We start from the raw sequence: 19,355 nt of genomic DNA, 5'->3' as shown, positions 1-19,355 counted from the left end.
TCCTTCTACAAAGATCAGTTACCCATAATGTAACAGGGTAGCCAGCGCTTCCGGTGAGCCTGGAGGCGTGGCAGAGAAGGGCGTGGTGAACATCACAACGATGATAAAGACGATGAAGCAGGCAAATAAAATGCAACTGAGAGCAAAGCCACGATTGCGTTTTTTGATAAACAGACGTATCCCGATGACAAAAAGCAGTACCGTTACCGCGACCAGTACAATGGACATTGCAAAATAGGCTACACCATAAAGTGATTTGAAAAATGCTTCCATGTCTTCTGACGCTCCCTTAGATCCTCATTTTTAGCCAAAACAAAGTCATTCTTTAGTAGCATACGACAGATTGAACCGTTTGAAAAGTAAACCGGCATTTGTCCTGGAATCCGCGTAACACAGCAGGACATGTTCCACAGAAAAGGGGCCTTAGCCTTGGACAATCATCCAAGAAAACAATCCTTGGTGTGAGTATGTATAAAGAAGGATCATGGTTTGGAGAGAGGAGATTGACCTATGGCGAGACAGTTAGCAAGCAAATGGCGGAAGACCGCTGCGTTAATGAAATATCCGGTAGCTGCTGCTCATATCCCGCAAACAAAAGTATTTAATTCAAGTAACCTGCTATATATGCTGCAACGTTATGGAATGGTATATATTAAACCCGTTGTTGGCGGCGGAGGGTACGGCGTGATCCGGGTATCCAGCAACGGTGGAGCTTTTAGATATACACATATGAAAGTTACTCGTTCTTTTGCAAGCTTTACAAAGTTGTACCGCTCCCTTGTACGGGTAAAGGCCAAACGAAGATATATCATACAGCAAGGCATCCATCTCGCAACCATTCATGGAAGACCCGTGGATTACAGAGTTAAGGTAGTAAAGACGGAACAGGGCTGGGTATTCCGTTCATTGGTTGGAAGGCTTGCTCGTCCGGGACTGTGTGTAACAAATCTGAGCAAAGGGGGGACGATGCTGTCCGGCAAAAAAGCACTCGCCGTATCACTGCCCCACATCGGTAATCGATACAAACGGCAGGAGATGCGTTCACTAACATTAACTTGCACACATATCATGGAAAGTCAGTTCCCTGGCATAGGTCAGCTGGGATTCGATTATGGATTGGATCACTCCGGTAGAATATGGATTTTGGAAGTGAATACCAGACCTCAATGAAAATTATTGGAAATGTTAAAGAAAACGGAAGAAAAACCGATAGTATATACAAGAGAAATCGGTTGAAAAGTGTTTGAAAATTTTCAGTATTGGGTAATACATTCGGAGCATTGATGGAAACTATGAAAATAGTTCCAAATTTTCTTTTAATCCTGAATTGTGTAGAGATGCTATCCATCCTGTGTATAAATAATGTCCACATTATCCACTGATATATATTCTATGTTTTTTCCAATTATCAACAAACTATACACAGGATTTCCACACGTTGTTGTGGATAACAAGAACGCTTGTTCTCTTATCCGATCTCTGATATGATAGTTATGAGGAAAATAAAGGAAAGGTTGTGGCGGGAAATGGCTATGTTATCCGATGAGATGTTGTTGGATTCCTACCATAAGGCGATCGAACTGGATCTCGAAAGAGATTTTATCGCTCTGCTATTGGCAGAAATCCATAAGCGCAAACTGGGTACCGACGTATCTGCCATTCTTCACTAGAGATCCTCATTGCAGGCAATGTTACAGGTTTCCGGACGAGTCCCATAAAGAGACAGGCAGCAGCATGCTGGTCTGACAATGGTGACAATACATCAAGTGATTGCAAACGCTCTCGGTTTCGTCTGCCGTGTCAGAGGAAGCTTGACGTTCGTAGGGGCTGTATGGTCCGGTGTAGTCGTCTAATTTGCCGCATTCTGACAGTCCCTGAAGGCAGTGGGGACAAGCCTGCTCCGGTACAACCAGACCGTTACACAGCGGGCATATATAAGACAAGGGTATCCCTCCTGATCATGAGATTTCTCAGGAGTAAGATACCCTTTTTTGTACCATATTATGTGATTTCTCTCAATTAGCGTTTCATATTACTGCTATGTCCAGGAGACAATTTAGCATCCGGATCAAAATATACTTTCGCATTATTTACTGCAGTTGGGGCTTCGCCGAAGCCAACAGCAATCAATTTCAGCTTGCCGGGATACGTCGTAATATCGCCAGCAGCAAAAATACCTGGAATAGATGTTTCCATGCGTGAGTCGACAACGATGGAATTGCTATCAATTTCGATACCCCATTCAGCAATTGGACCGAGGGACGATACGAAACCAAAGTTAACAATCACATCATCTACTTCAATTTCCTGTGTTTCTTTCGTTTTAACATGAGCTAGAGTAACTTTGGTAATGGTGTCGTCTCCGTGAAGTTCCGTAATTTCAGTCGGTGTCATCACGTTGACTTTGGAGTTCATTAGATTTTCCACACTGTGCTCATGTGCACGGAATTTGTCCCGGCGGTGAATCAGAGTAACTTGTTCAGCAATCGGCTCAAGCATCAGAGCCCAGTCTACAGCAGAATCTCCGCCGCCGCTAATCAAAACTTTTTTACCGGCAAAAGCGTTTAAATCACTGATGAAGTAATGCAGGTTGGTTTTCTCAAACTTCGCTGCACCTTCAAGTTCAAGCCGACGAGGTTCAAATGCACCAACACCAGCCGTGATGATCACCGCTTTGGCATGATATTCATTCTCATCTGTTTTTACGATGAAATGCTGTTCTTCTTTTTTCTCCACGGACACCACTTTTTCTTCCAAGCGAATGTTCGGGTTAAAGTGGTTCATCTGCTCGATCAAGTTATTCACAAGTTCTTGAGCAGTAACCTTTGGAAAACCGGCTACATCATAAATGTATTTTTCCGGGTAGAGGGCAGCCAGCTGTCCGCCAAGCTGTGGCATGCTTTCAACCAGTGTAACGGAAGCTTGACGCATACCTCCATAAAATGCAGCGAACAGGCCCGCAGGACCACCGCCGATAATAAGTAAATCGGTCATTTCATGACCGGACGTCTGTGCAGTCAACAATCAACAACACCTTTCTTATTTTAATAGGTAGAGAACAGTGATTATTTTCGCAAATTATGTCACATCATCTGCATGGATGCCAAACTGTCTTTCCTATTATAAACGGTGTAATCTGGGTTGCAAAGTTAGCTGGGTCACTAATCTGAGAATAAATGATGAAGTTCTGGTGAGAATAGGATGAAATTGGAAATGAAAGGCTATGAAAAATAACAAAAAAAACCTTGATCTTTACGAGAAATACAGATATCCTTGACCTGTACTATGTGTTTTTTTGTCAAAATTAGAGTCATAATATCAGGTTAAGAAACAACCTCGTTTTGTGGAAACTTGTGGTTAATTTCACAACTATAATCGTCGATATTATACGTACAGAAGTTAATATACACTTACGAATTTTACATTTGTCGTCATATTGGATAAGACCTGAGCAATACTTGTAAGTAAGAGCATTTTGCATTCCACCTCAATTATCAGGAAGGATGCGAGCGAAACCGGAAGGAGTACAGATATGAGCAGCATTCCCAAAATCGTCATTCTCGGAGCGGGATATGGCGGAATTCTGACAGCGCAGCGGCTGCAGAAGGAACTCAACTATAATGAAGCTGACGTCACATTGGTGAATCGGCATGATTATCACTATATTACAACCCATCTACATATGCCGGCAGCCGGCACGGATAAAATAGAGCATGCGAGAGTTTCTATTTCCAAACTGATCGATGAATTCAAGATTGATCTGGTAAAATCATCCGTGAAGGAGATTCGTCTTCAGGATCGTAAAGTCATTTTGGAGGATGGGACATTGTCCTATGATTACCTGATTATTGGGCTAGGCGGAGAACCCGAAACCTTTGGTATACCGGGTATGCTGGACCATGCGATGACCATTCGTAGCATCAACTCTGTGAGGCTGATTCGGGAACATATCGAATATCAATTCGCAATGTACAAAAACGATAATAAGCGAAACCGTATTCGGTTCGTTGTAGGGGGAGCAGGTTTTAGCGGCGTGGAATTTGTCGCAGAACTTGCAGATCGTATCCCGCAGCTGTGTAAAGAATTTGACGTGGACCCGAAGCATGTACACATCTATAATGTTGAGGCCGCACCTTCGGCATTGCCGGGGTTCGATCCGGAACTTGTGGAGCATGCGATGAACGTACTGAAGAAAAAAGGTGTTACGTTTAAAATTGGTGTTCCCATTAAGCAATGTCTTCCTGATGGCGTCATCGTTGGTGAAGGCGAGAAGATCGACGCAGCCACTGTCGTATGGACAGGAGGCATTCGGGGGAATTCCTTACTTGAACAGGCGGGGCTTGAAGTGATGCGTGGTCGTGTGAAGGTAGATGAGTATTTGCGTGCTCCTGGGCACGAGCATGTGTATGTGATCGGGGACAACTCCCTTGTGTTTAACAAGGAGGGCAGACCGTATCCGCCAACAGCACAGATTGCGATGCAGCAAGGTGTGAACTGTGCAAAGAATATTGTCGCAGCCATTCGCAACAAGCAGCCTCAGCCTTTTGAATTCACTAACAAAGGTACCGTTGCCTCGTTGGGTAAAGGGGAAGCGATTGCTGTCGTTGGGGATAAGAAATACAAGGGCTGGAAGGCAGCTCAATTGAAAAAATTAGTAGATATGCGCTATTTGTTTATCATCGGAGGTATTCCGCTGGTCCTGAGGAAAGGACGGTTTTTCGGATGAGACATTGCAGTGTACAGGTTCGAGGTCTGTTAACCCGTGATGAACTGGATCGTTACAACGATTTGATGCAGGTCGGCGGGTATCTGGAGGATCAGAATCAATATGACCTGGCCTACATCGTTCAGAAAGAAGTAGATATTCTCATCCTGCCGGCGATTGAACGACTGAAGGAAAAAAGTCGTGACCGTGACCGTGCAACTGCTGAGTTTCTTGAGTCTCTGAAAGCGGTTGATGAAGGGGAGCAGGATTAAGACCTCAGTTAGTTGAAAAGAAGAGTTTACACTCGCACACTTCGATGACAGAATAACCTTTCAATCGCTGTTATCCCCAAATTTTTTGATTCCCTTTTCAAAGGGTAAAATTCGGTGATAAAGGCGAGCGCTTCGCTTTTCCAGGTTTTTTCTGTCCTCTCCGTTTTTTGTGTAAACAATGAGTTCAACTAAAACAAATCTAAATCAAGCTTGAAGTGAAGTAATATTGGAAAAATAAAAAGCACCCGCGGAGTAATACATCTGGCGGTGCTTTTTATGCTGTATTGAAATTCAAAAAAACGTCCAGGCTGTCTCAATAAAAGACAAGCTGGACGATGAACCTTTTATGCAAGAAACAAATTACAGTTTCAGCATCTCTTCCAGTGTGCTTTCGTTCAACAAGCTTCCTACATAGAAGGAGCCAAATTCACCGTAGCGTGCACTTACTTCATCAAAGCGCATCTCGTACACGAGTTTTTTGAATTGAAGCGCATCATCAGCGAACAGCGTAACGCCCCATTCCCAATCGTCAAATCCGACAGAGCCCGTGATGATCTGTTTCACTTTACCCGCATAACTGCGGCCGATCATGCCGTGACTGCGCATCATGGTACGGCGCTCGTCCATGGACAACATGTACCAGTTGTCGTTCAACTCACGCTTTTTGTTCATTGGGTAGAAACAAATGTATTGGCGTTGTGGTAAAACCGGTTTAAGACGGGCAATAATCTCCGGATTTTGCATCGGATCTTCGCCCTCTTTGCCAAGATAGTTGCTCAGTTCAACTACACTGACATATGAATAAGCTTTAGTCGTGTATTTGGCAAACGTTGTTTTGTTGAAGGCGTTTTCTACTGCCTTCAGATCTTCCAGCGTTTCGCGCAGATGCATCATCACAAAGTCAGCTTTCTGACCTACGACTGTATAAACTACAGTGCTGCCTTGGGAAGCCTCCTCGACTTTTTTCCAATCATTCCAAAACTCTTGAAGCTCGTCCAGGGCAACAGCACGCTCTTCATCGTCGGCTGCTTTCCAAGCGGTCCAGTTCATCGAGCGAAAATCATGCAGGGCATACCAGCCCTCCAGGGTTGATGCGGCTTCGTTCATGGATATTGTTCCTCCTGCGGATTATATTTCCAAATCCCGGTAAGGGATGGTTTAGTGCTTTATCGTTATATTGTATCCCAATATGAAGCAGGAGGGCAAATGATCTTCTCGTGGAAATCGGTAGATTTGTCCAGAAAGTTCGTTGCTTCGCCACATTTTTTGCGGTAAACTTACTACTATCCAGAAGGGAAAACCGAAAGTGTGAAAGAAGAGGTGAACGTCAGCCGATGCAGTTTATACCTGTGCTTGTATTAATGGTATTATTTTTTGTGATGATGTTTGGTATCGGTTTCATTTTGAATATGCTTATGAAGACCACCTGGTTTCCTTCCTATCTGTTCGTCATCGTTATTTTGCCTGTGGTGGTATATTCCTTATGGGATCATTCATCTACGCTCGTGTCACATCTTGGATCGTTCCAGTTGGTCGATTATATGACAGGGGTTGCAGGCCTCGCGGGTGCGATAATCAGCGGATGGACGATTCAGAAACTGCGTTTAGGCGGATATCGGATGTTCTGATGACTGGAAAGTGAAGGCATCTGCCGCAATAACTTGAAAAAAGTCTTTATCTTTGACGCAAACGCTTACGCGTGCAAAGGGAAGGCTTTTTTGTTGTGACGAACGGGGTACGGGAATGTTTGTATGCTTTTTTTCATAAGCATAAGATGAATAGATATAAACTATTTTCGCTTGTAATCTCGCTCTGTAGCTTTTATAGTATTCTAGCGACTCTTTGTCGTTATTCATTTGAAAATTCGCCCAATTCTGCGAAAACGTGAACGATGTCGACCTAGGACGAAACGGAGAGAGAACGGGTTGGTTTTTTACCTGTTTTTGAGCATTTGAGGATCGGACATTTATGATAGAATAGAAAAACAACCTTTGGGGAAGAAGGAGATCAGGCTATGCGCATGAAGAATTTGCATCATTTTACGGAACATCATCGCTACTGCGTATACAGGGAGTTTGGATTAAGCGCCCTGGACGACCGCATGCTCACAGGAGCTTACCAGCCTATGGTAGGTGCTTTTGCGGTTGGCTTGTATCGGCTGTTATTTCAGCATCTCCCCGGAGAACAGGTCGGTTATTCCCCGCTTGAGCAGCAACGAAGGTTGTTCATGACATTGGGGCTGGAGCCTAGCGAGAAAGGACGTAAATATCTGGTTGAACAGGCGTCCAAGCTGGAGGCAGTAGGTCTTCTCCAGACATCGCGGGTTTATATTCCAGAGAATGATGATTACATCTATGAGTACGAACTGCAGCCGCCGCTCTCGCCAGGAGAGTTTTTCCGCACACAGCATCTGACACTGCTGCTTCGGGACAAAATTGGCAAGTTTGCTGTGTTGTCCCTGCGAGCTGGCTTTTCGGCAGTTGAAAATGGGGACGCACCTTACGTTGCAGCCAACAAAGAAAATATTTCAGTTCCCTTTTACGATATATTTGAGCTTAACACGCATGTCATTGATTATGAGCTGGAACAGGCACTATCCGAAGTATCTACATCGGCACAGCGAACGGGCACGAATGATGCTGTGGAAGAAAACACACTGAATTATGCAGACATTATTTTACGATTCCCGCGTGAGTCGGTAAACCGGCGTTATGTGGAACAACTTCGTTTTGATCATGAACAGCTCGGGATCGTCAATTTTGTAGTGAACAAGTTTAATCTTAGCGTGCAGGATGTATGCAGACTGCTGGACGAGGATGGTGTATTCAGCCCGCAAGGACAACTATTGCTGGATGATCTTCAACACAAGGCGAGCATGCAATTCAGACAAACGAAGAAACGTCAGGAACAACAAACGGTACAAGCCGCCAAGGTGGTTGCACTTCGCCAGCATATGGAGGAGCCACAGCCATACAGTGACGCTGGTGAACCGCCAGTGGAGCATGTTGTTCAGATGGAGTATTATGTCGAGGTGCCGCCGCAATTTGCAACGAAGTGTGACATTCATCAATACAATATGATGCTTCGTAACGAGCCGTACACTCGGTTGTTACAGACATTTTTCCCGGGGGCTGTACCGGATAATCTGGTTGATATTTTCGAAAAAATTGATCTGAGCTACAAGCTTCCTGGTGAAGTGATCAACGTATTGATTCATTATCTGATGGCATTGCTTGTATCGGGCGGCGAGCAACGGATTAATCGTAATTTTGTCGAAGCCATTGCCTCCAATATGTTGCTAAAGCAGGTTAATACGTATGAGAAGGCTGTACAATATATCCGTGATCAGGCGAAGGTGAAAGGCAAGCAGGCTGCAGGAGCAGCCGGAACCCGTACCCGTACATACGGCAAAGGAACCAAAGCCAAACCCGAAATTCCGATTGTACAAGACATAAGCCAGGATGGGGAAGATGTTTCGGAGGAAGAGTTCGAAGAGATGATGCGGTTTGCTCAGGAGATGCAGGCGAGCAAGCAAAAAGGAACGTTATAGTTGTACGGTACAGGCGGGTCCCTTGGGAGAGGTGACTCGCTTTTTTACTCAATAGGTGTGTGGTGGAGTCCGAAAGCTAGGGACACGAGTCATTCAGAGGGAAGGGGCAGATCCGTTGAACACGAATCAGAAAGCCATCGAATACCTTGAAAATAATGATTATGATGCAGCGTTGGCTTTATTTCAGAAAGCATTGAACGATTCAAGGGACGTTCAGTCCTTGACGAATCTGTCCTGGATCTATTATCACGAAGAGGGGGATATCGAAGCAGCTATTGAATTGGCTCAGGAAGCAGTGGCGTTGAAACCAACCTCTCATTTTCCTTACAGTCTGCTTGGTGAATTACTTGTTCAGATGGAGAGATGGGAAGAAGCCGCGGTTGTACTATCAGACTCTATTGCTGTGGAGCCTTCCAAAGAGGCATACAATAACTTAGCAATTGCCAAATATCATCTCGGAGAGTTGGATCAGGCGACAGCTTTATTTTTGAAGAGTGCCGGGCCTTCTGATTACGCCATGTATATTCATGTTCACTGTTTAATTCAGCTGGGACATATCATTGAAGCAAAACACAAACTGGATGCCTTCTTGGAAAGTGATGATGATTTTGTCGGAGAGGTACATGTTGCGGAACTGTACTTGGAGCTTGCATGTTATTCCGAAGCGGTTCATTGGTTTGAAAAATCTTGGAACACTTATGATAAGTCGCCCGACTGGGTGAATAGATATATATATGCTCTAGTTCAGACGAATGCAATTGAACGTGCAGTTGAAATTGCAGAAGAATGTATTGGGTTAAAACAAGATGATATTGAGGAAGCACAGGCAGAAGATTGCGATGAGAATTGGACAGAAAGTGATAAAGTGGCATACGTGACTCGCTTGCAAATGGAGAAAAAGGAGTATGAACATATTCTCGAACAGATTGTCTCGGGTTTTGTTCCACCATTTAAATTCACCACATCTTTAAGCTCCAAATGTTATTTATTCGGGTGCTCCAGACATGCACATCCAGAATATAAGGGTTAAATGAATACACGTATAATATGGAGAGGTTTTTTCCAAATGTATCAGTTGAGTTATTGTGTGCTTTTCTATAGAATGAACAGTACGAATGATTGAATATTTGGAGATGAAATTGTCTCATGTTTTCATAAATATTAATACTTTAAAAGGGGGCTTGAAGTCATGGAATCCTTGGGAGGACTGCTTCAGCAGCTGAACCCTTCGTTTCGTGAGCAGTCGCGGCGAATTATGGCGGATTTGTTGGAAGACCCATATGTGCGCGAGTTCCGCGCAGGTCATCCTGAACTGAAAGATACACAGCTCATGCCCGATCTGAGCAAGCTGTTTCAGTATGCTAAAGATTCGAAGAACTGCGCGAATTGTCCGGGACTCGACAACTGTCCCAACGATTTTCAGGGTCATTTCTGCAAACTGGAAGTAGAGAACTTCAACGGTAAACCCGAAATTATAGATATCAAAGCACCTTGCTCCAAACAGATTGCCCGGCAAAATGAACATATCATCAAACAGCGGATTCGCAGTTTTTATGTGGATGAGCGCGCTCTAAGCGCTGGATATAATGATGTGGAAATTATGGGCAAAGATCGCATGCGTGCGCCAGCGGTAAACCGTGTACTTCGTTATATTAGCGAGACGAAGGCCAACGGACTTTCAACGCAGGGGTTGTATCTGGAAGGTTCGTTTGGAACCGGCAAAACGTTTCTGATGTGTTATCTGCTACATGAACTCGCGGTTGCGGGTCATACAGGTGTCATTATTTATATGCCTGACTTCGTGGAGGATTTGAAATCCATGATCAGTGAAGGACAGAAGCTCAAGGAAATGACGGATGTTCTGAAAAGCTGTGATCTGCTCATCTTTGATGACATTGGTGCAGAGAACCTGAACCCATGGGTACGGGATCATGTGATGGGCTCTATTCTTAACTATAGAATGAATCGCAAGCCAACGTTCTATACGTCCAATTACAACCTGGAAGGGCTCGAGAAACACTTGAGCTTTACGAACCGGGATGGCGAGGAATCGAACAAAGGTCAACGTTTGATGGATCGAATTCGTCCATTTGTGGATGTCATTCAGGTACGGGGCGAGAACCAACGAGGGAAGAGCTAAGATATAGATGAACCCAAAAAAGCCTGGCTTTCGCAATATGCGAGAACCGGGCTTTTCTGGTCTGCGGGAGCCTGAAACTGACTTGAATATCCTATTCGGTCAGGAATTTAAAAATTACCATACCAAAAAAGATAACAGTCATCAGGCCGCCCATGCCGACAACGCCCATAATTAGATCAAAGAGATCGCTACGCGGCTCCTCGTTCACATGTTCACGCGGGTCGGTCATCCGAATATTAGCGTCCATTGTGTTGCCTCCTTTGAGGATTGACAGCTTGGCCTGCAAGCAGGGCTACAATCCGGAGTAATTTTAGTATACTTGGAAAAGAAAGCGTTTGTAAAGATTTTGCAGACGACTGGCTGCACCTGTAATTGTGAAGATTTCATGTTGGGAAGATGAACATTATCTGTTCATTTCACATGTCTAACGCACATGTGTTATACTGGAAGTGTCGTTCACGACGTTACAGGTTAAAATAAAACCGTAAGTATATATAAGGAGGACAATTTCATGGCTATTGTTAACGTATCCGATCAATCCTTTAACACGGAAGTCGAAGGAGAAGGAACGGTTCTGGTTGATTTCTGGGCGCCTTGGTGTGGTCCTTGCAAAATGCTCGCTCCAATCCTGGAAGAGCTGTCCACAGAAGTTGGCGATTCCGTAAAAATTGCTAAAGTAAACGTGGATGAGAATCCAGAATCTGCATCCCGCTTTGGCGTAATGAGCATTCCAACACTGATCTTCTTCAAAGATGGTCAACCGGTTGATAAAGTGGTTGGTTTGAACTCTAAAGATGCACTTAAAGGAATCATCGAAAAACATCAATAAGATGCAAAACACTTTGATAAGTGCAGGCTGACACATCGCCTCCGGTTTACATGCCGGGGGCGTTTTGCGTCGATAAGTGATATGTAGGACAATATAAAAGTAAAACTAATTTTTACAACGTACTTGAACCATTCACACAATAACTAAAAGGACAGAGAAAACCTGAAAAAGCGAAGCGTTCGCTTTTATCACCGGATTTTCCCTTTTAAAAGGGAATCAAAAAATCTGGGGATAACAGCGATTGGAAGGTTGTTCTGTCATTGGAGTGCCGTGTGTGAATTCTTTTGTGTAACCATTATTTTTACTTTTTTCGGAAAGGAGGACCCACCGAATTATGGATCCATTTATGCAGGAGTTAGACGCACAGGAGAAGGCACTGGAGCAGATTCGTCACAAGCTTGCATTGCTCCCAGACCTGCCGGGCTGTTATTTGATGAAAAACAGTGAGGGTACGATTATCTACGTTGGTAAAGCCAAAGTGCTCAAAAACCGTGTGCGCTCTTATTTTATTGGCAGTCATAATGGGAAAACGCAGCGTCTTGTATCGGAGATCCGTGATTTCGAATACATCGTGACAGGTAGCAACATGGAAGCACTCATTCTCGAGTGTAACCTGATCAAAAAGCATATGCCACGTTACAACGTATTATTGAAAGATGATAAAACTTTCCCTTATCTTAAAATAACGAATGAAAAGCATCCACGGCTCGAAGTGACTCGCCGTGTGCTGAAAGATAAAGCCAAATACTTCGGTCCATATCCGAACTCCTATGCGGCACACCAAACGAAAAAACTGCTGGATCGGATGTATCCACTCCGCAAATGTGGTGTAATGCCGAAGGAAGTTTGCCTGTATTACCATATGGGCCAATGCCTTGCCCCTTGTGTGAAGGAAGTTGGCAAAGAACAGTATGACGAGATTTCGCAGGAGATCGGGTCGTTTCTGAGCGGCGGGCATGAGGAGATTAAAAAGGACTTGCAACGCAAAATGCAGGAAGCGGCTGAAGACTTGTATTTCGAACGTGCCAAAGAGCTGCGTGACCAAGTGATTGCGATTGATGCGATCATGGAAAAACAGAAAATTACGATGGCGGATGCCAGAGACCGTGACGTCTTTGGATTTGCGATTGATAAAGGCTGGATGTGTGTCCAGATTCTATATATGCGGCAGGGAAAAATGATTGAACGTCATGTATCCACCTTCCCATTCTACGGTGAGGCCTACAATGATTTCATGTCCTATGTAACCCAGTATTATAGTGATAACCCGGCGTTGCCACAGGAAATTTTGCTACCGGAGATGCCGAAAGAACTCCTTACTGGCGAGGCGTCAAACGATTCGGTCAAAGCGGATCCTACGAATACTTCAGAGGATCAGCATTCTGAAGGAGCGGTTGAATCCACACACGTGGAATTACAAGCCGTGATGAATCAGGCCGCTGCTTCCATACCGCATGTTGCCGAGACACTTGCAACTTATGGGGCAGATGTAACCGAGGAAGAAAAGAAGCAAGCAAGCGAATTGCTGGAAACATCCAATGCCAAACTACCATCCGAGTTGGAAGACCCGTCACAGATGGCTGCTTCTCTGCAAGAATGGTTGGACATTAAAGTGCATATTCCGCAACGCGGACTGAAACGCCAGATGATTACGATGGCACTCGACAATGCACGGGTGGCATTGGAGGAGAAATTCCGTCTTATTGAACGTAATGAAGAGCGGACATCCAAGGCTTCCGAGGGATTGGGACGCTGGATCGGTCTGGAGCAGTTAAGACGAATTGAAGCTTTTGATAATTCGAATATCCAGGGTACGAATCCGGTGTCCGCCATGATTGTGTTCACCGACGGTAAACCGGACAAGAAGGAATATCGGAAATATAAAGTACGCTCTGTCGAGGGGCCGGATGATTATGAAACGATGCGTGAAGTTATCCGTCGCCGTTATGAGCGAGTGCTTAAGGAAAACTTGACCCAGCCTGACTTGATCGTAGTCGATGGAGGTAAAGGACAGATTTCCGCAGCTGTAGATGTTCTTGAAAACGAGCTGGGGCTATTCATTCCGGTGTGTGGATTGGTGAAGGATGCCAAACACAAAACATCACAGCTGATGATTGGTAATCCGCCAGAGGTAATTGCTCTGCCGCGGGACAGTCAAGAATTTTATCTACTTCAGCGGATTCAAGAAGAGGTTCACCGGTTCGCCATCTCATTTCACCGTGAACAGCGCGGTAAGTCGATGGTTACGTCCCGCCTCGATGCTATTCCGGGTATCGGGGAGAAACGACGTAAGCTACTTTTGAAGCATTTTGGCTCTCTGCGCAAAATAAAAGAGGCCAGTGTTGAAGACTTCCGGCCTCTATCGATTGGTGATAAACTGGCAAATCAAATTATTGCAGCACTTCGTGATGAGGAGTCGTGACATACGGCTTCTCTTTTTGTTTTGGATTGAAACGGTAGACCACATATCCAACAATGGCAGGTAGCACAATCCAGAAGATTCCGGCACCCATATTCAGTGCGTCTCCCATGAAAATCAAGCTGAGTCCCATCAGCAGACTATCGAAGATGACATGTGCAAAAACGACGGCAATGAAGCCGTGACGCAACATGATCAGACTGAAGAGCAATCCGATGACGGTCAGTTCAATCGGACGTGTAATGACTGGGTAGATTGGATACAAGGTGTGTCCAAGTGCCCAAATAATTGTAGGGATCAGACAGGCGATAAACGTGTTACGCACAACTTTTTGCATCATTCGAATACCAAACAGTCGGTATACCGCTTCTTCCCCAATACCGGCCATCCAAGCCATAATCGGGAAGATCCAGGCATATGTCATGTTATACGTCGATTGATCTGCCGAGGTTGTAGACCATGTACCGATACTGCGTTCCAGAATGAAGAACAGAATCGATTGCACACCTAACAGAATAAAAGCCCATAGATAACCGGTGTACATACTATGAAGCACATATTTGCCATAACCCGGCTCCTTGGCACGAGGCCATGGATTCGATCCGATTTTGCGCCACATGCCGTCACCGGCGACAAGCGACAAATAGATCGTAGCACTCATCACGATGGTTATGCCGGTTTGGATGAGCATAAGGAACACTAACATGAAGCTTGAAAGCCCTTGTGCCTGGAAGAGAGGCAGCATATTCAGTGTACCGATCATAGAAGCTGCAAAGTACACCAGTGACAATACCACGCCTCGTTTGAACGATGTATTTGCACGAGCCAGAATGCTATAAATAATGGCAAGCACACCGAGAACAAACGTCAGAAAAGCGTAACCACCGTAAGTTAACCAATTGGCTAATTGGGTCTGGCCTTTAACATAATCCGTATGGGATTTCGGTACGGAGAACTCCGGATCGAACGAACGGACAGCCCCATTTTCAAATGTAAAATTCAATTCTAGCTTGGAGTTTCCAATCGTTTTACTTGCATCCGTGTACTTCAGACCCGGCTCGCCATCTCGTGTATCCAGTTGGAGTGTTGGGATGTCATATCCGAATTCTTTCAAAACTCCAGCCGCAAGATCTTCTTTTTCGTTCAATGGCATATTGCCTTCTGCAAGCGACTCTGAAGTTCTTCTGATCCCCTGCTCTTGCTCTGATTCAACGGCCGTATACAGGGAGGAAGGTAATACACGCTTAAAAGCGACCACCTTGCCTGTTTTCATATGTACGTCAACGTTTAGGTAACCCCCACTGTTCTGATCAAGCAAACGCACTCGGTACACATCGTAAGGATAGGTTGTTTCCCATTTTTTATTGTACGTGGCAAGCTGTTTCGTCTTCGCCATATAACCGTAAATATCGGAATGGGTCTGATACGTTACTAGGGGTTTACTGGCATTGCTGGGGAGCGTATAGTCATCAACAGAAGCCGCGAATGAACGTGCGGATTGGATCGCTTGATCCTTGCTAATAAAGGATGTTGACGAAATTTCTGTCGTTTGTGACGAAGTTGCAGGAAAGATCTGAAAGATAAAAAATAAAATCAGGCCGATCACCGCAAGCAACCCCAAACGCTTGAAGTTAGCCTTAAGCTGTAAAGGCTGCCCTAAGGGATTCATGGAATGGTGTTCCTCCTTTTTTCAATTACATCGTAATGTAAAGATAGCACAGGGCATGTACTCAATGCCAACGACAGAGCGAAAACAGGTGCAAATCTCTGAAAATGAATGAAAATGATCGAGAAAATCTGATCTTGCCGTCCCGGCCTAGGTGTTTTTCCCGTTTTGAACGAATTTGATGTTATTTACCCAAAAATCGTTTTGTGTGCATTTGCCGCAGCGCTTATAATTTTGAAGCAAATATGCAAAAATCCGCATGGCTCGGGTCTAACAAGGGAACGAATAGAACGGAAAGAACTAACTGAGTAGAGCTAACTCAGATGTCATCATTTACAAGATGGATGCTAACTCCAGTTGGATGCATATCAACTCCAATTATATGAAGTTTTTTAGGAATCATACATGGGCTCCACAGGTTGGAGTTATTTTCTTTTTTAGCAGAGGTGGATGATACTGAAGTGAAAGCGAATGTTCAATGGATGCGATTATCGCCGCCGCGTATTCTGGTGTTAGGCTTTGCTGGCATTATTATGCTCGGCACGCTGCTGTTGATGCTGCCGGTATCCAGCCAAAGTGGTGACAGCCTGGCTTTTATCGATGCACTTTTCACGGCAACATCGGCAGTCTGTGTGACGGGGCTCGTAGTTGTGGATACAGGAACCTATTTTTCAGTGATAGGGCAGGTGATTATCGCCATTCTCATTCAGATCGGCGGTCTCGGTTTTATGACAATGTCTACCCTGGTTGCGATTGCATTTAAACGGAGAATATCGCTCAAGGAACGATTGATCTTACAAGAGGCAATGAATCAGAGCACAATGGAAGGCATTGTGAGGCTGATTCGCAAAGTCGTGACTTATTCGCTTATTCTGGAGGGGATTTGCGGTACATTGTTTGCACTGCGCTGGTCATTTGATATGCCCCTTGGGCAGGCAATGTATTACGGTTACTGGCACGCCATCTCTATGTTTAACAATGCCGGGTTTGATATGTTTGGTCATTTTAGCAGTCTAACGGGCTATGTCTACGATCCGCTTGTTAATTTTACCGCCATGTTTTTGATTGTTTCGGGTGGGATCGGTTTTGTGGTGTTGTCCGATTTGGTGGAATATCATAAAACGAAGAAGCTATCCTTACATTCCAAAGTGGTTTTGCTGATGACGGCCTTATTGATTGTGTTTGGTGCGCTGGTCATTTTCGTGTTCGAATTCAGCAACCCTCGAACGCTGGGTGGCCTGAACTGGGGCGGTAAGTTGCTCGGCTCGTTCTTCCAATCGGTAACACCGCGTACAGCCGGGGCCAACACGGTGGATATTGCCGGACTGCGGCAGGCCACGCAATTTTTCATGATTATATTGATGTTTATCGGTGCATCACCGGGGTCAACCGGGGGCGGCATCAAAACAACAACGTTTCTGATTATGGCCGGGGCAGTCATTGCCATGATGCGCGGGCGGGAGGATATCGTCTTTTTCCGTTATCGGCTTGTGCAGGAACGTATTTTCAAGGCACTCACCATCACGCTACTGGCGCTGTTGTTCATTATTACGGTGACGATGGTGCTGAGTACGACAGAAGACAGTAATTTTTTAATGATATTATTTGAAACGACATCTGCTTTTGGTACCGTGGGCCTTTCTCTTGGCTTGACGCTTAAACTCACCACGTTTGGCAAGTTAATGATCTGTTTTACCATGTTTGCAGGACGGCTTGGCCCCATCACGCTGGCGTATGCACTGGGGCAGAAAAAGGGTAAGGATTTATACAGGTATCCGGAAGGCAAAATGATAATTGGTTAGTGATTATTAGGATAGAGGGGTTCGTGAAGAACGATGAAAAAACAGCAGTTTGCAGTCATTGGACTTGGGCGGTTTGGCTCCAGTCTGGCACAGGAATTAATGGAACTAGGTTATGAGGTGCTTGGCATTGATAAAAATGAAGAGCTTGTCGAAGACATGAGTGACCTGGTCACTCATGCTGTCGTAGCCGACGCTACGGATGAAGAGGTACTACGCTCCCTCGGCATCCGTAATTTTGACTGCGGCATCGTTGCTATTGGCGACGATATCCAGACAAGTATTCTTACCGCGATCCTGCTCAAAGAACTGGGGGTCAAAACGGTGGTTGCCAAAGCCATCTCCGTTCTTCACGGACGAGCGCTTGATAAGCTGGGCATCGACCGGGTCGTTTACCCTGAACGGGATATGGGCATCCGGGTCGCTCACCAATTGGTTACGCCAAACCTGCTGGATTACATCGAACTGTCCAATGATTACAGTATCGTGGAGATGAAGGTACCTGCCTGTCTCCACAATAAAACACTTTCCAGCCTGAATGCACGTGTACGCTTTAATTGCAGCATTGTAGCCCTGCAAAAAGAAGCCGGAGTCATTATAGCTCCGACGGCGATGGATTCCCTGCAAATGGGGGATATTATGGTCATTATTGGCAATAATGATGATATCGACCGGTTTGAAGAAGAAGTCATTAGTGATGAGAGTTGAGTTTTATTGAAATCAAGGCGTTGTTGTCCTCCTTGTGGGCAATGGCGCCTTTGCTGTAAAAAATGCAGCGGTCTCCCTGACCCATTGTCTGGCGGTTTCGCTGAGGTTGTCCTTTTCCCCGTAGATCATGCAAGTTGTTCTTCGGGTCTGTTTCAGCTGGGGTAAATGCACGGCAACGAGATCGTTATCTGCCAGCAGCTGTGGACGAAGATAAGATTTGGGAAGCAGGGCAGCGGCTTTACAGGTCGGCAGAAGACGGATAATGGCTTCAAATGAATCGATCTCCATGCGAATGTCAGGCATTACAGTGCAGCGCTGGAACAGATCGTCTGTGAGTTTACGGTACCATGTCCCTTTGGAGAACGTAATCATGGGTAGATCCTGTAGATGCTCCATTCCTGCTTCCTTGCCTGCAAGTGGGTGCGTTAGCGGCACAACCAGCTCCAGGTGATCGTCAAATAGTGGAACACAGTTGAGTCCCGTTTCGCTAATGGATGAGGCTACAATGCCCACATCGGCCTTTTTATCACGTACAAAAGAAACGATCTCATGGGTCTTGCCTGTTAAGAGCTTCAATTCTGCATGAGGATGCTTCTCCATAAAGGCATTGACGAGTGGAGGTAAAGTGGTCTGAAGGGTCGTCAAGCTAGCTCCTAGCGTAATAATGCTCTGTTCTTCATCCTTGTATTGAGATAACATGGTTAGAAACTTCTGTTGCTGTTGTTTCTGCTCGACGGCGAAGGTGTAGGCGAGTTGGCCTACGCTGGTTAATTCCAATCGTTTGCCGCGGCGATGGAAGAGGGATACGCCCAATTCATCCTCCAGCTTGGAGATTTTACGAGAGAGTGCAGGCTGAGACAGATTCAATAACTTGGATGCACGGTTTAGACTGGATTGCTCTACGACCGCTGCAAATGCGTTTAATTCTTCGAACATGAACACAAACCTCTCTTCATTATGAGTGTGATTCTTGCCCTTGATTAATTGTTTGCCTTATTGTATGGCGTTTAGTCTCGTTGTTTGAATGGTTATATAGGTTAGGAAAATCATAGTTTCAATGGTATAAGCCTTACAAAACCTTTGTTTCAACACTTATACCTATAGGTTATAACATTTAATAATTATATTGCAATTCCCTTATAAGAAAAAAAGGAGTAACATGAATTGTGACACAAGTTGTTCACACCTGATCAAAACGGAACAATTTGTCGAACCTTCCCATGTAAGAAGGATTCGTGTCATGATATAAGAATGGATTTATGAAAAC

Annotated in this window: 19 protein-coding genes; 12 read left to right on the top strand and 7 right to left on the bottom strand. The window is 45.0% G+C overall.

Features of this window, described 5'->3' with window-relative positions:
* Window positions 1–18: 18 nt before the first annotated feature.
* Window positions 19–273: a hypothetical protein gene (locus tag M3629_RS18025; protein ID WP_251509011.1), complete on the bottom strand. Its 255-nt coding sequence runs from the start codon at window positions 271–273 to the stop codon at window positions 19–21.
* Window positions 274–510: 237 nt separating this feature from the next.
* On the opposite strand from M3629_RS18025, the gene M3629_RS18020 reads away from it, so the two are divergent.
* Entirely contained in the window at window positions 511–1,170 is a 660-nt protein-coding gene (locus M3629_RS18020) for a YheC/YheD family protein (RefSeq protein WP_251509008.1), read from the top strand.
* A gap of 356 nt (window positions 1,171–1,526) precedes the next feature.
* On the top strand, window positions 1,527–1,670 hold the full coding sequence (locus M3629_RS18015; protein WP_024632651.1) for a sporulation histidine kinase inhibitor Sda: 144 nt from the start codon (window positions 1,527–1,529) through the stop codon (window positions 1,668–1,670).
* A 21-nt stretch (window positions 1,671–1,691) separates the two neighbouring features.
* Here the strand turns inward: M3629_RS18015 and M3629_RS18010 are convergent, their stop codons facing one another.
* On the bottom strand, window positions 1,692–1,943 hold the full coding sequence (locus M3629_RS18010; protein ID WP_251509006.1) for a hypothetical protein: 252 nt from the start codon (window positions 1,941–1,943) through the stop codon (window positions 1,692–1,694).
* A 76-nt stretch (window positions 1,944–2,019) separates the two neighbouring features.
* On the bottom strand, window positions 2,020–3,021 hold the full coding sequence (locus tag M3629_RS18005) for an NAD(P)/FAD-dependent oxidoreductase (RefSeq protein WP_285888900.1): 1,002 nt from the start codon (window positions 3,019–3,021) through the stop codon (window positions 2,020–2,022).
* Between the two features lie 511 nt (window positions 3,022–3,532).
* On the opposite strand from M3629_RS18005, the gene M3629_RS18000 reads away from it, so the two are divergent.
* Together M3629_RS18000 and M3629_RS17995 are read left to right on the top strand one after the other, a co-directional pair.
* Window positions 3,533–4,726, top strand: coding sequence for an NAD(P)/FAD-dependent oxidoreductase (locus tag M3629_RS18000; protein WP_251509003.1), 1,194 nt, complete (start codon window positions 3,533–3,535; stop codon window positions 4,724–4,726).
* Entirely contained in the window at window positions 4,723–4,977 is a 255-nt protein-coding gene (locus tag M3629_RS17995) for a hypothetical protein (protein WP_251509001.1), read from the top strand. The genes M3629_RS18000 and M3629_RS17995 overlap by 4 nt, the downstream gene beginning before the upstream one ends.
* 360 nt (window positions 4,978–5,337) lie before the next feature.
* Here M3629_RS17995 and hemQ read toward each other — a convergent pair whose 3' ends face one another.
* The gene (hemQ, locus tag M3629_RS17990; RefSeq protein WP_090919493.1) at window positions 5,338–6,084 is read right to left on the bottom strand and encodes a hydrogen peroxide-dependent heme synthase; all 747 of its coding nucleotides are present in this window, start codon (window positions 6,082–6,084) and stop codon (window positions 5,338–5,340) included.
* A 227-nt stretch (window positions 6,085–6,311) separates the two neighbouring features.
* Between hemQ and M3629_RS17985 the strand changes: the two genes are divergently transcribed.
* The 4 genes from M3629_RS17985 to dnaI all read left to right on the top strand — a co-directional run bounded on the left by M3629_RS17985 (window position 6,312) and on the right by dnaI (window position 10,667).
* Window positions 6,312–6,605, top strand: a complete 294-nt coding sequence (locus tag M3629_RS17985; protein ID WP_090919489.1) for a YuiB family protein — start codon at window positions 6,312–6,314, stop codon at window positions 6,603–6,605.
* 386 nt (window positions 6,606–6,991) lie between these two features.
* Window positions 6,992–8,527, top strand: a complete 1,536-nt coding sequence (locus M3629_RS17980; protein WP_251508999.1) for a DnaD domain protein — start codon at window positions 6,992–6,994, stop codon at window positions 8,525–8,527.
* A 115-nt stretch (window positions 8,528–8,642) separates the two neighbouring features.
* Window positions 8,643–9,557, top strand: coding sequence for a tetratricopeptide repeat protein (locus tag M3629_RS17975; RefSeq protein ID WP_251508997.1), 915 nt, complete (start codon window positions 8,643–8,645; stop codon window positions 9,555–9,557).
* A 159-nt stretch (window positions 9,558–9,716) separates the two neighbouring features.
* Entirely contained in the window at window positions 9,717–10,667 is a 951-nt protein-coding gene (gene dnaI / locus M3629_RS17970; protein ID WP_090919464.1) for a primosomal protein DnaI, read from the top strand.
* Between the two features lie 91 nt (window positions 10,668–10,758).
* On the opposite strand, the gene M3629_RS17965 is transcribed toward dnaI, so the two are convergent.
* The gene (locus M3629_RS17965) at window positions 10,759–10,914 is read right to left on the bottom strand and encodes a YqzM family protein (protein ID WP_090919461.1); all 156 of its coding nucleotides are present in this window, start codon (window positions 10,912–10,914) and stop codon (window positions 10,759–10,761) included.
* 264 nt (window positions 10,915–11,178) lie between these two features.
* Between M3629_RS17965 and trxA the strand changes: the two genes are divergently transcribed.
* Together trxA and uvrC are read left to right on the top strand one after the other, a co-directional pair.
* A complete protein-coding gene (trxA, locus tag M3629_RS17960; protein WP_251508995.1) occupies window positions 11,179–11,496 on the top strand; it encodes a thioredoxin in 318 nt (105 codons plus the stop codon).
* Window positions 11,497–11,830: 334 nt separating this feature from the next.
* Window positions 11,831–13,918, top strand: a complete 2,088-nt coding sequence (gene uvrC, locus M3629_RS17955) for an excinuclease ABC subunit UvrC (protein ID WP_251508993.1) — start codon at window positions 11,831–11,833, stop codon at window positions 13,916–13,918.
* On the opposite strand, the gene M3629_RS17950 is transcribed toward uvrC, so the two are convergent.
* The gene (locus M3629_RS17950; protein ID WP_251508992.1) at window positions 13,887–15,584 is read right to left on the bottom strand and encodes a CPBP family intramembrane glutamic endopeptidase; all 1,698 of its coding nucleotides are present in this window, start codon (window positions 15,582–15,584) and stop codon (window positions 13,887–13,889) included. The two genes, uvrC and M3629_RS17950, sit on opposite strands and share 32 nt — an antisense overlap.
* A 479-nt stretch (window positions 15,585–16,063) precedes the next feature.
* On the opposite strand from M3629_RS17950, the gene M3629_RS17945 reads away from it, so the two are divergent.
* A complete protein-coding gene (locus M3629_RS17945) occupies window positions 16,064–17,383 on the top strand; it encodes a TrkH family potassium uptake protein (RefSeq protein ID WP_285888913.1) in 1,320 nt (439 codons plus the stop codon).
* Window positions 17,384–17,416: 33 nt separating this feature from the next.
* A complete protein-coding gene (locus tag M3629_RS17940; protein WP_251508988.1) occupies window positions 17,417–18,088 on the top strand; it encodes a potassium channel family protein in 672 nt (223 codons plus the stop codon).
* 12 nt (window positions 18,089–18,100) lie between these two features.
* Here the strand turns inward: M3629_RS17940 and M3629_RS17935 are convergent, their stop codons facing one another.
* Window positions 18,101–19,024: a LysR family transcriptional regulator gene (locus M3629_RS17935; protein ID WP_251508986.1), complete on the bottom strand. Its 924-nt coding sequence runs from the start codon at window positions 19,022–19,024 to the stop codon at window positions 18,101–18,103.
* Between the last annotated feature and the right edge of the window lie 331 nt (window positions 19,025–19,355).

The organism is Paenibacillus polysaccharolyticus, assembly GCF_023714295.1.
In the GTDB taxonomy this organism is placed as follows: Bacteria; Bacillota; Bacilli; order Paenibacillales; family Paenibacillaceae; genus Paenibacillus; species Paenibacillus polysaccharolyticus_A.
The sequence above is the reverse complement of the archived record's forward strand: the minus strand, read 5'-3'. Positions and strand labels throughout refer to the sequence as shown.

Bases quoted from the DNA above. Each gene is read 5' to 3' on its own strand.
- M3629_RS18025 (WP_251509011.1), bottom strand. From the start codon at position 273: ATGGAAGCATTTTTCAAATCACTTTATGGTGTAGCCTATTTTGCAATG.
- M3629_RS18020 (WP_251509008.1), top strand. From the start codon at position 511: ATGGCGAGACAGTTAGCAAGCAAATGGCGGAAGACCGCTGCGTTAATG.
- M3629_RS18015 (WP_024632651.1), top strand. From the start codon at position 1,527: ATGGCTATGTTATCCGATGAGATGTTGTTGGATTCCTACCATAAGGCG.
- M3629_RS18000 (WP_251509003.1), top strand. From the start codon at position 3,533: ATGAGCAGCATTCCCAAAATCGTCATTCTCGGAGCGGGATATGGCGGA.
- M3629_RS17995 (WP_251509001.1), top strand. From the start codon at position 4,723: ATGAGACATTGCAGTGTACAGGTTCGAGGTCTGTTAACCCGTGATGAA.
- hemQ (WP_090919493.1), bottom strand. From the start codon at position 6,084: ATGAACGAAGCCGCATCAACCCTGGAGGGCTGGTATGCCCTGCATGAT.
- M3629_RS17985 (WP_090919489.1), top strand. From the start codon at position 6,312: ATGCAGTTTATACCTGTGCTTGTATTAATGGTATTATTTTTTGTGATG.
- M3629_RS17980 (WP_251508999.1), top strand. From the start codon at position 6,992: ATGCGCATGAAGAATTTGCATCATTTTACGGAACATCATCGCTACTGC.
- dnaI (WP_090919464.1), top strand. From the start codon at position 9,717: ATGGAATCCTTGGGAGGACTGCTTCAGCAGCTGAACCCTTCGTTTCGT.
- M3629_RS17965 (WP_090919461.1), bottom strand. From the start codon at position 10,914: ATGGACGCTAATATTCGGATGACCGACCCGCGTGAACATGTGAACGAG.
- trxA (WP_251508995.1), top strand. From the start codon at position 11,179: ATGGCTATTGTTAACGTATCCGATCAATCCTTTAACACGGAAGTCGAA.
- uvrC (WP_251508993.1), top strand. From the start codon at position 11,831: ATGGATCCATTTATGCAGGAGTTAGACGCACAGGAGAAGGCACTGGAG.
- M3629_RS17950 (WP_251508992.1), bottom strand. From the start codon at position 15,584: ATGAATCCCTTAGGGCAGCCTTTACAGCTTAAGGCTAACTTCAAGCGT.
- M3629_RS17945 (WP_285888913.1), top strand. From the start codon at position 16,064: ATGCGATTATCGCCGCCGCGTATTCTGGTGTTAGGCTTTGCTGGCATT.
- M3629_RS17940 (WP_251508988.1), top strand. From the start codon at position 17,417: ATGAAAAAACAGCAGTTTGCAGTCATTGGACTTGGGCGGTTTGGCTCC.
- M3629_RS17935 (WP_251508986.1), bottom strand. From the start codon at position 19,024: ATGTTCGAAGAATTAAACGCATTTGCAGCGGTCGTAGAGCAATCCAGT.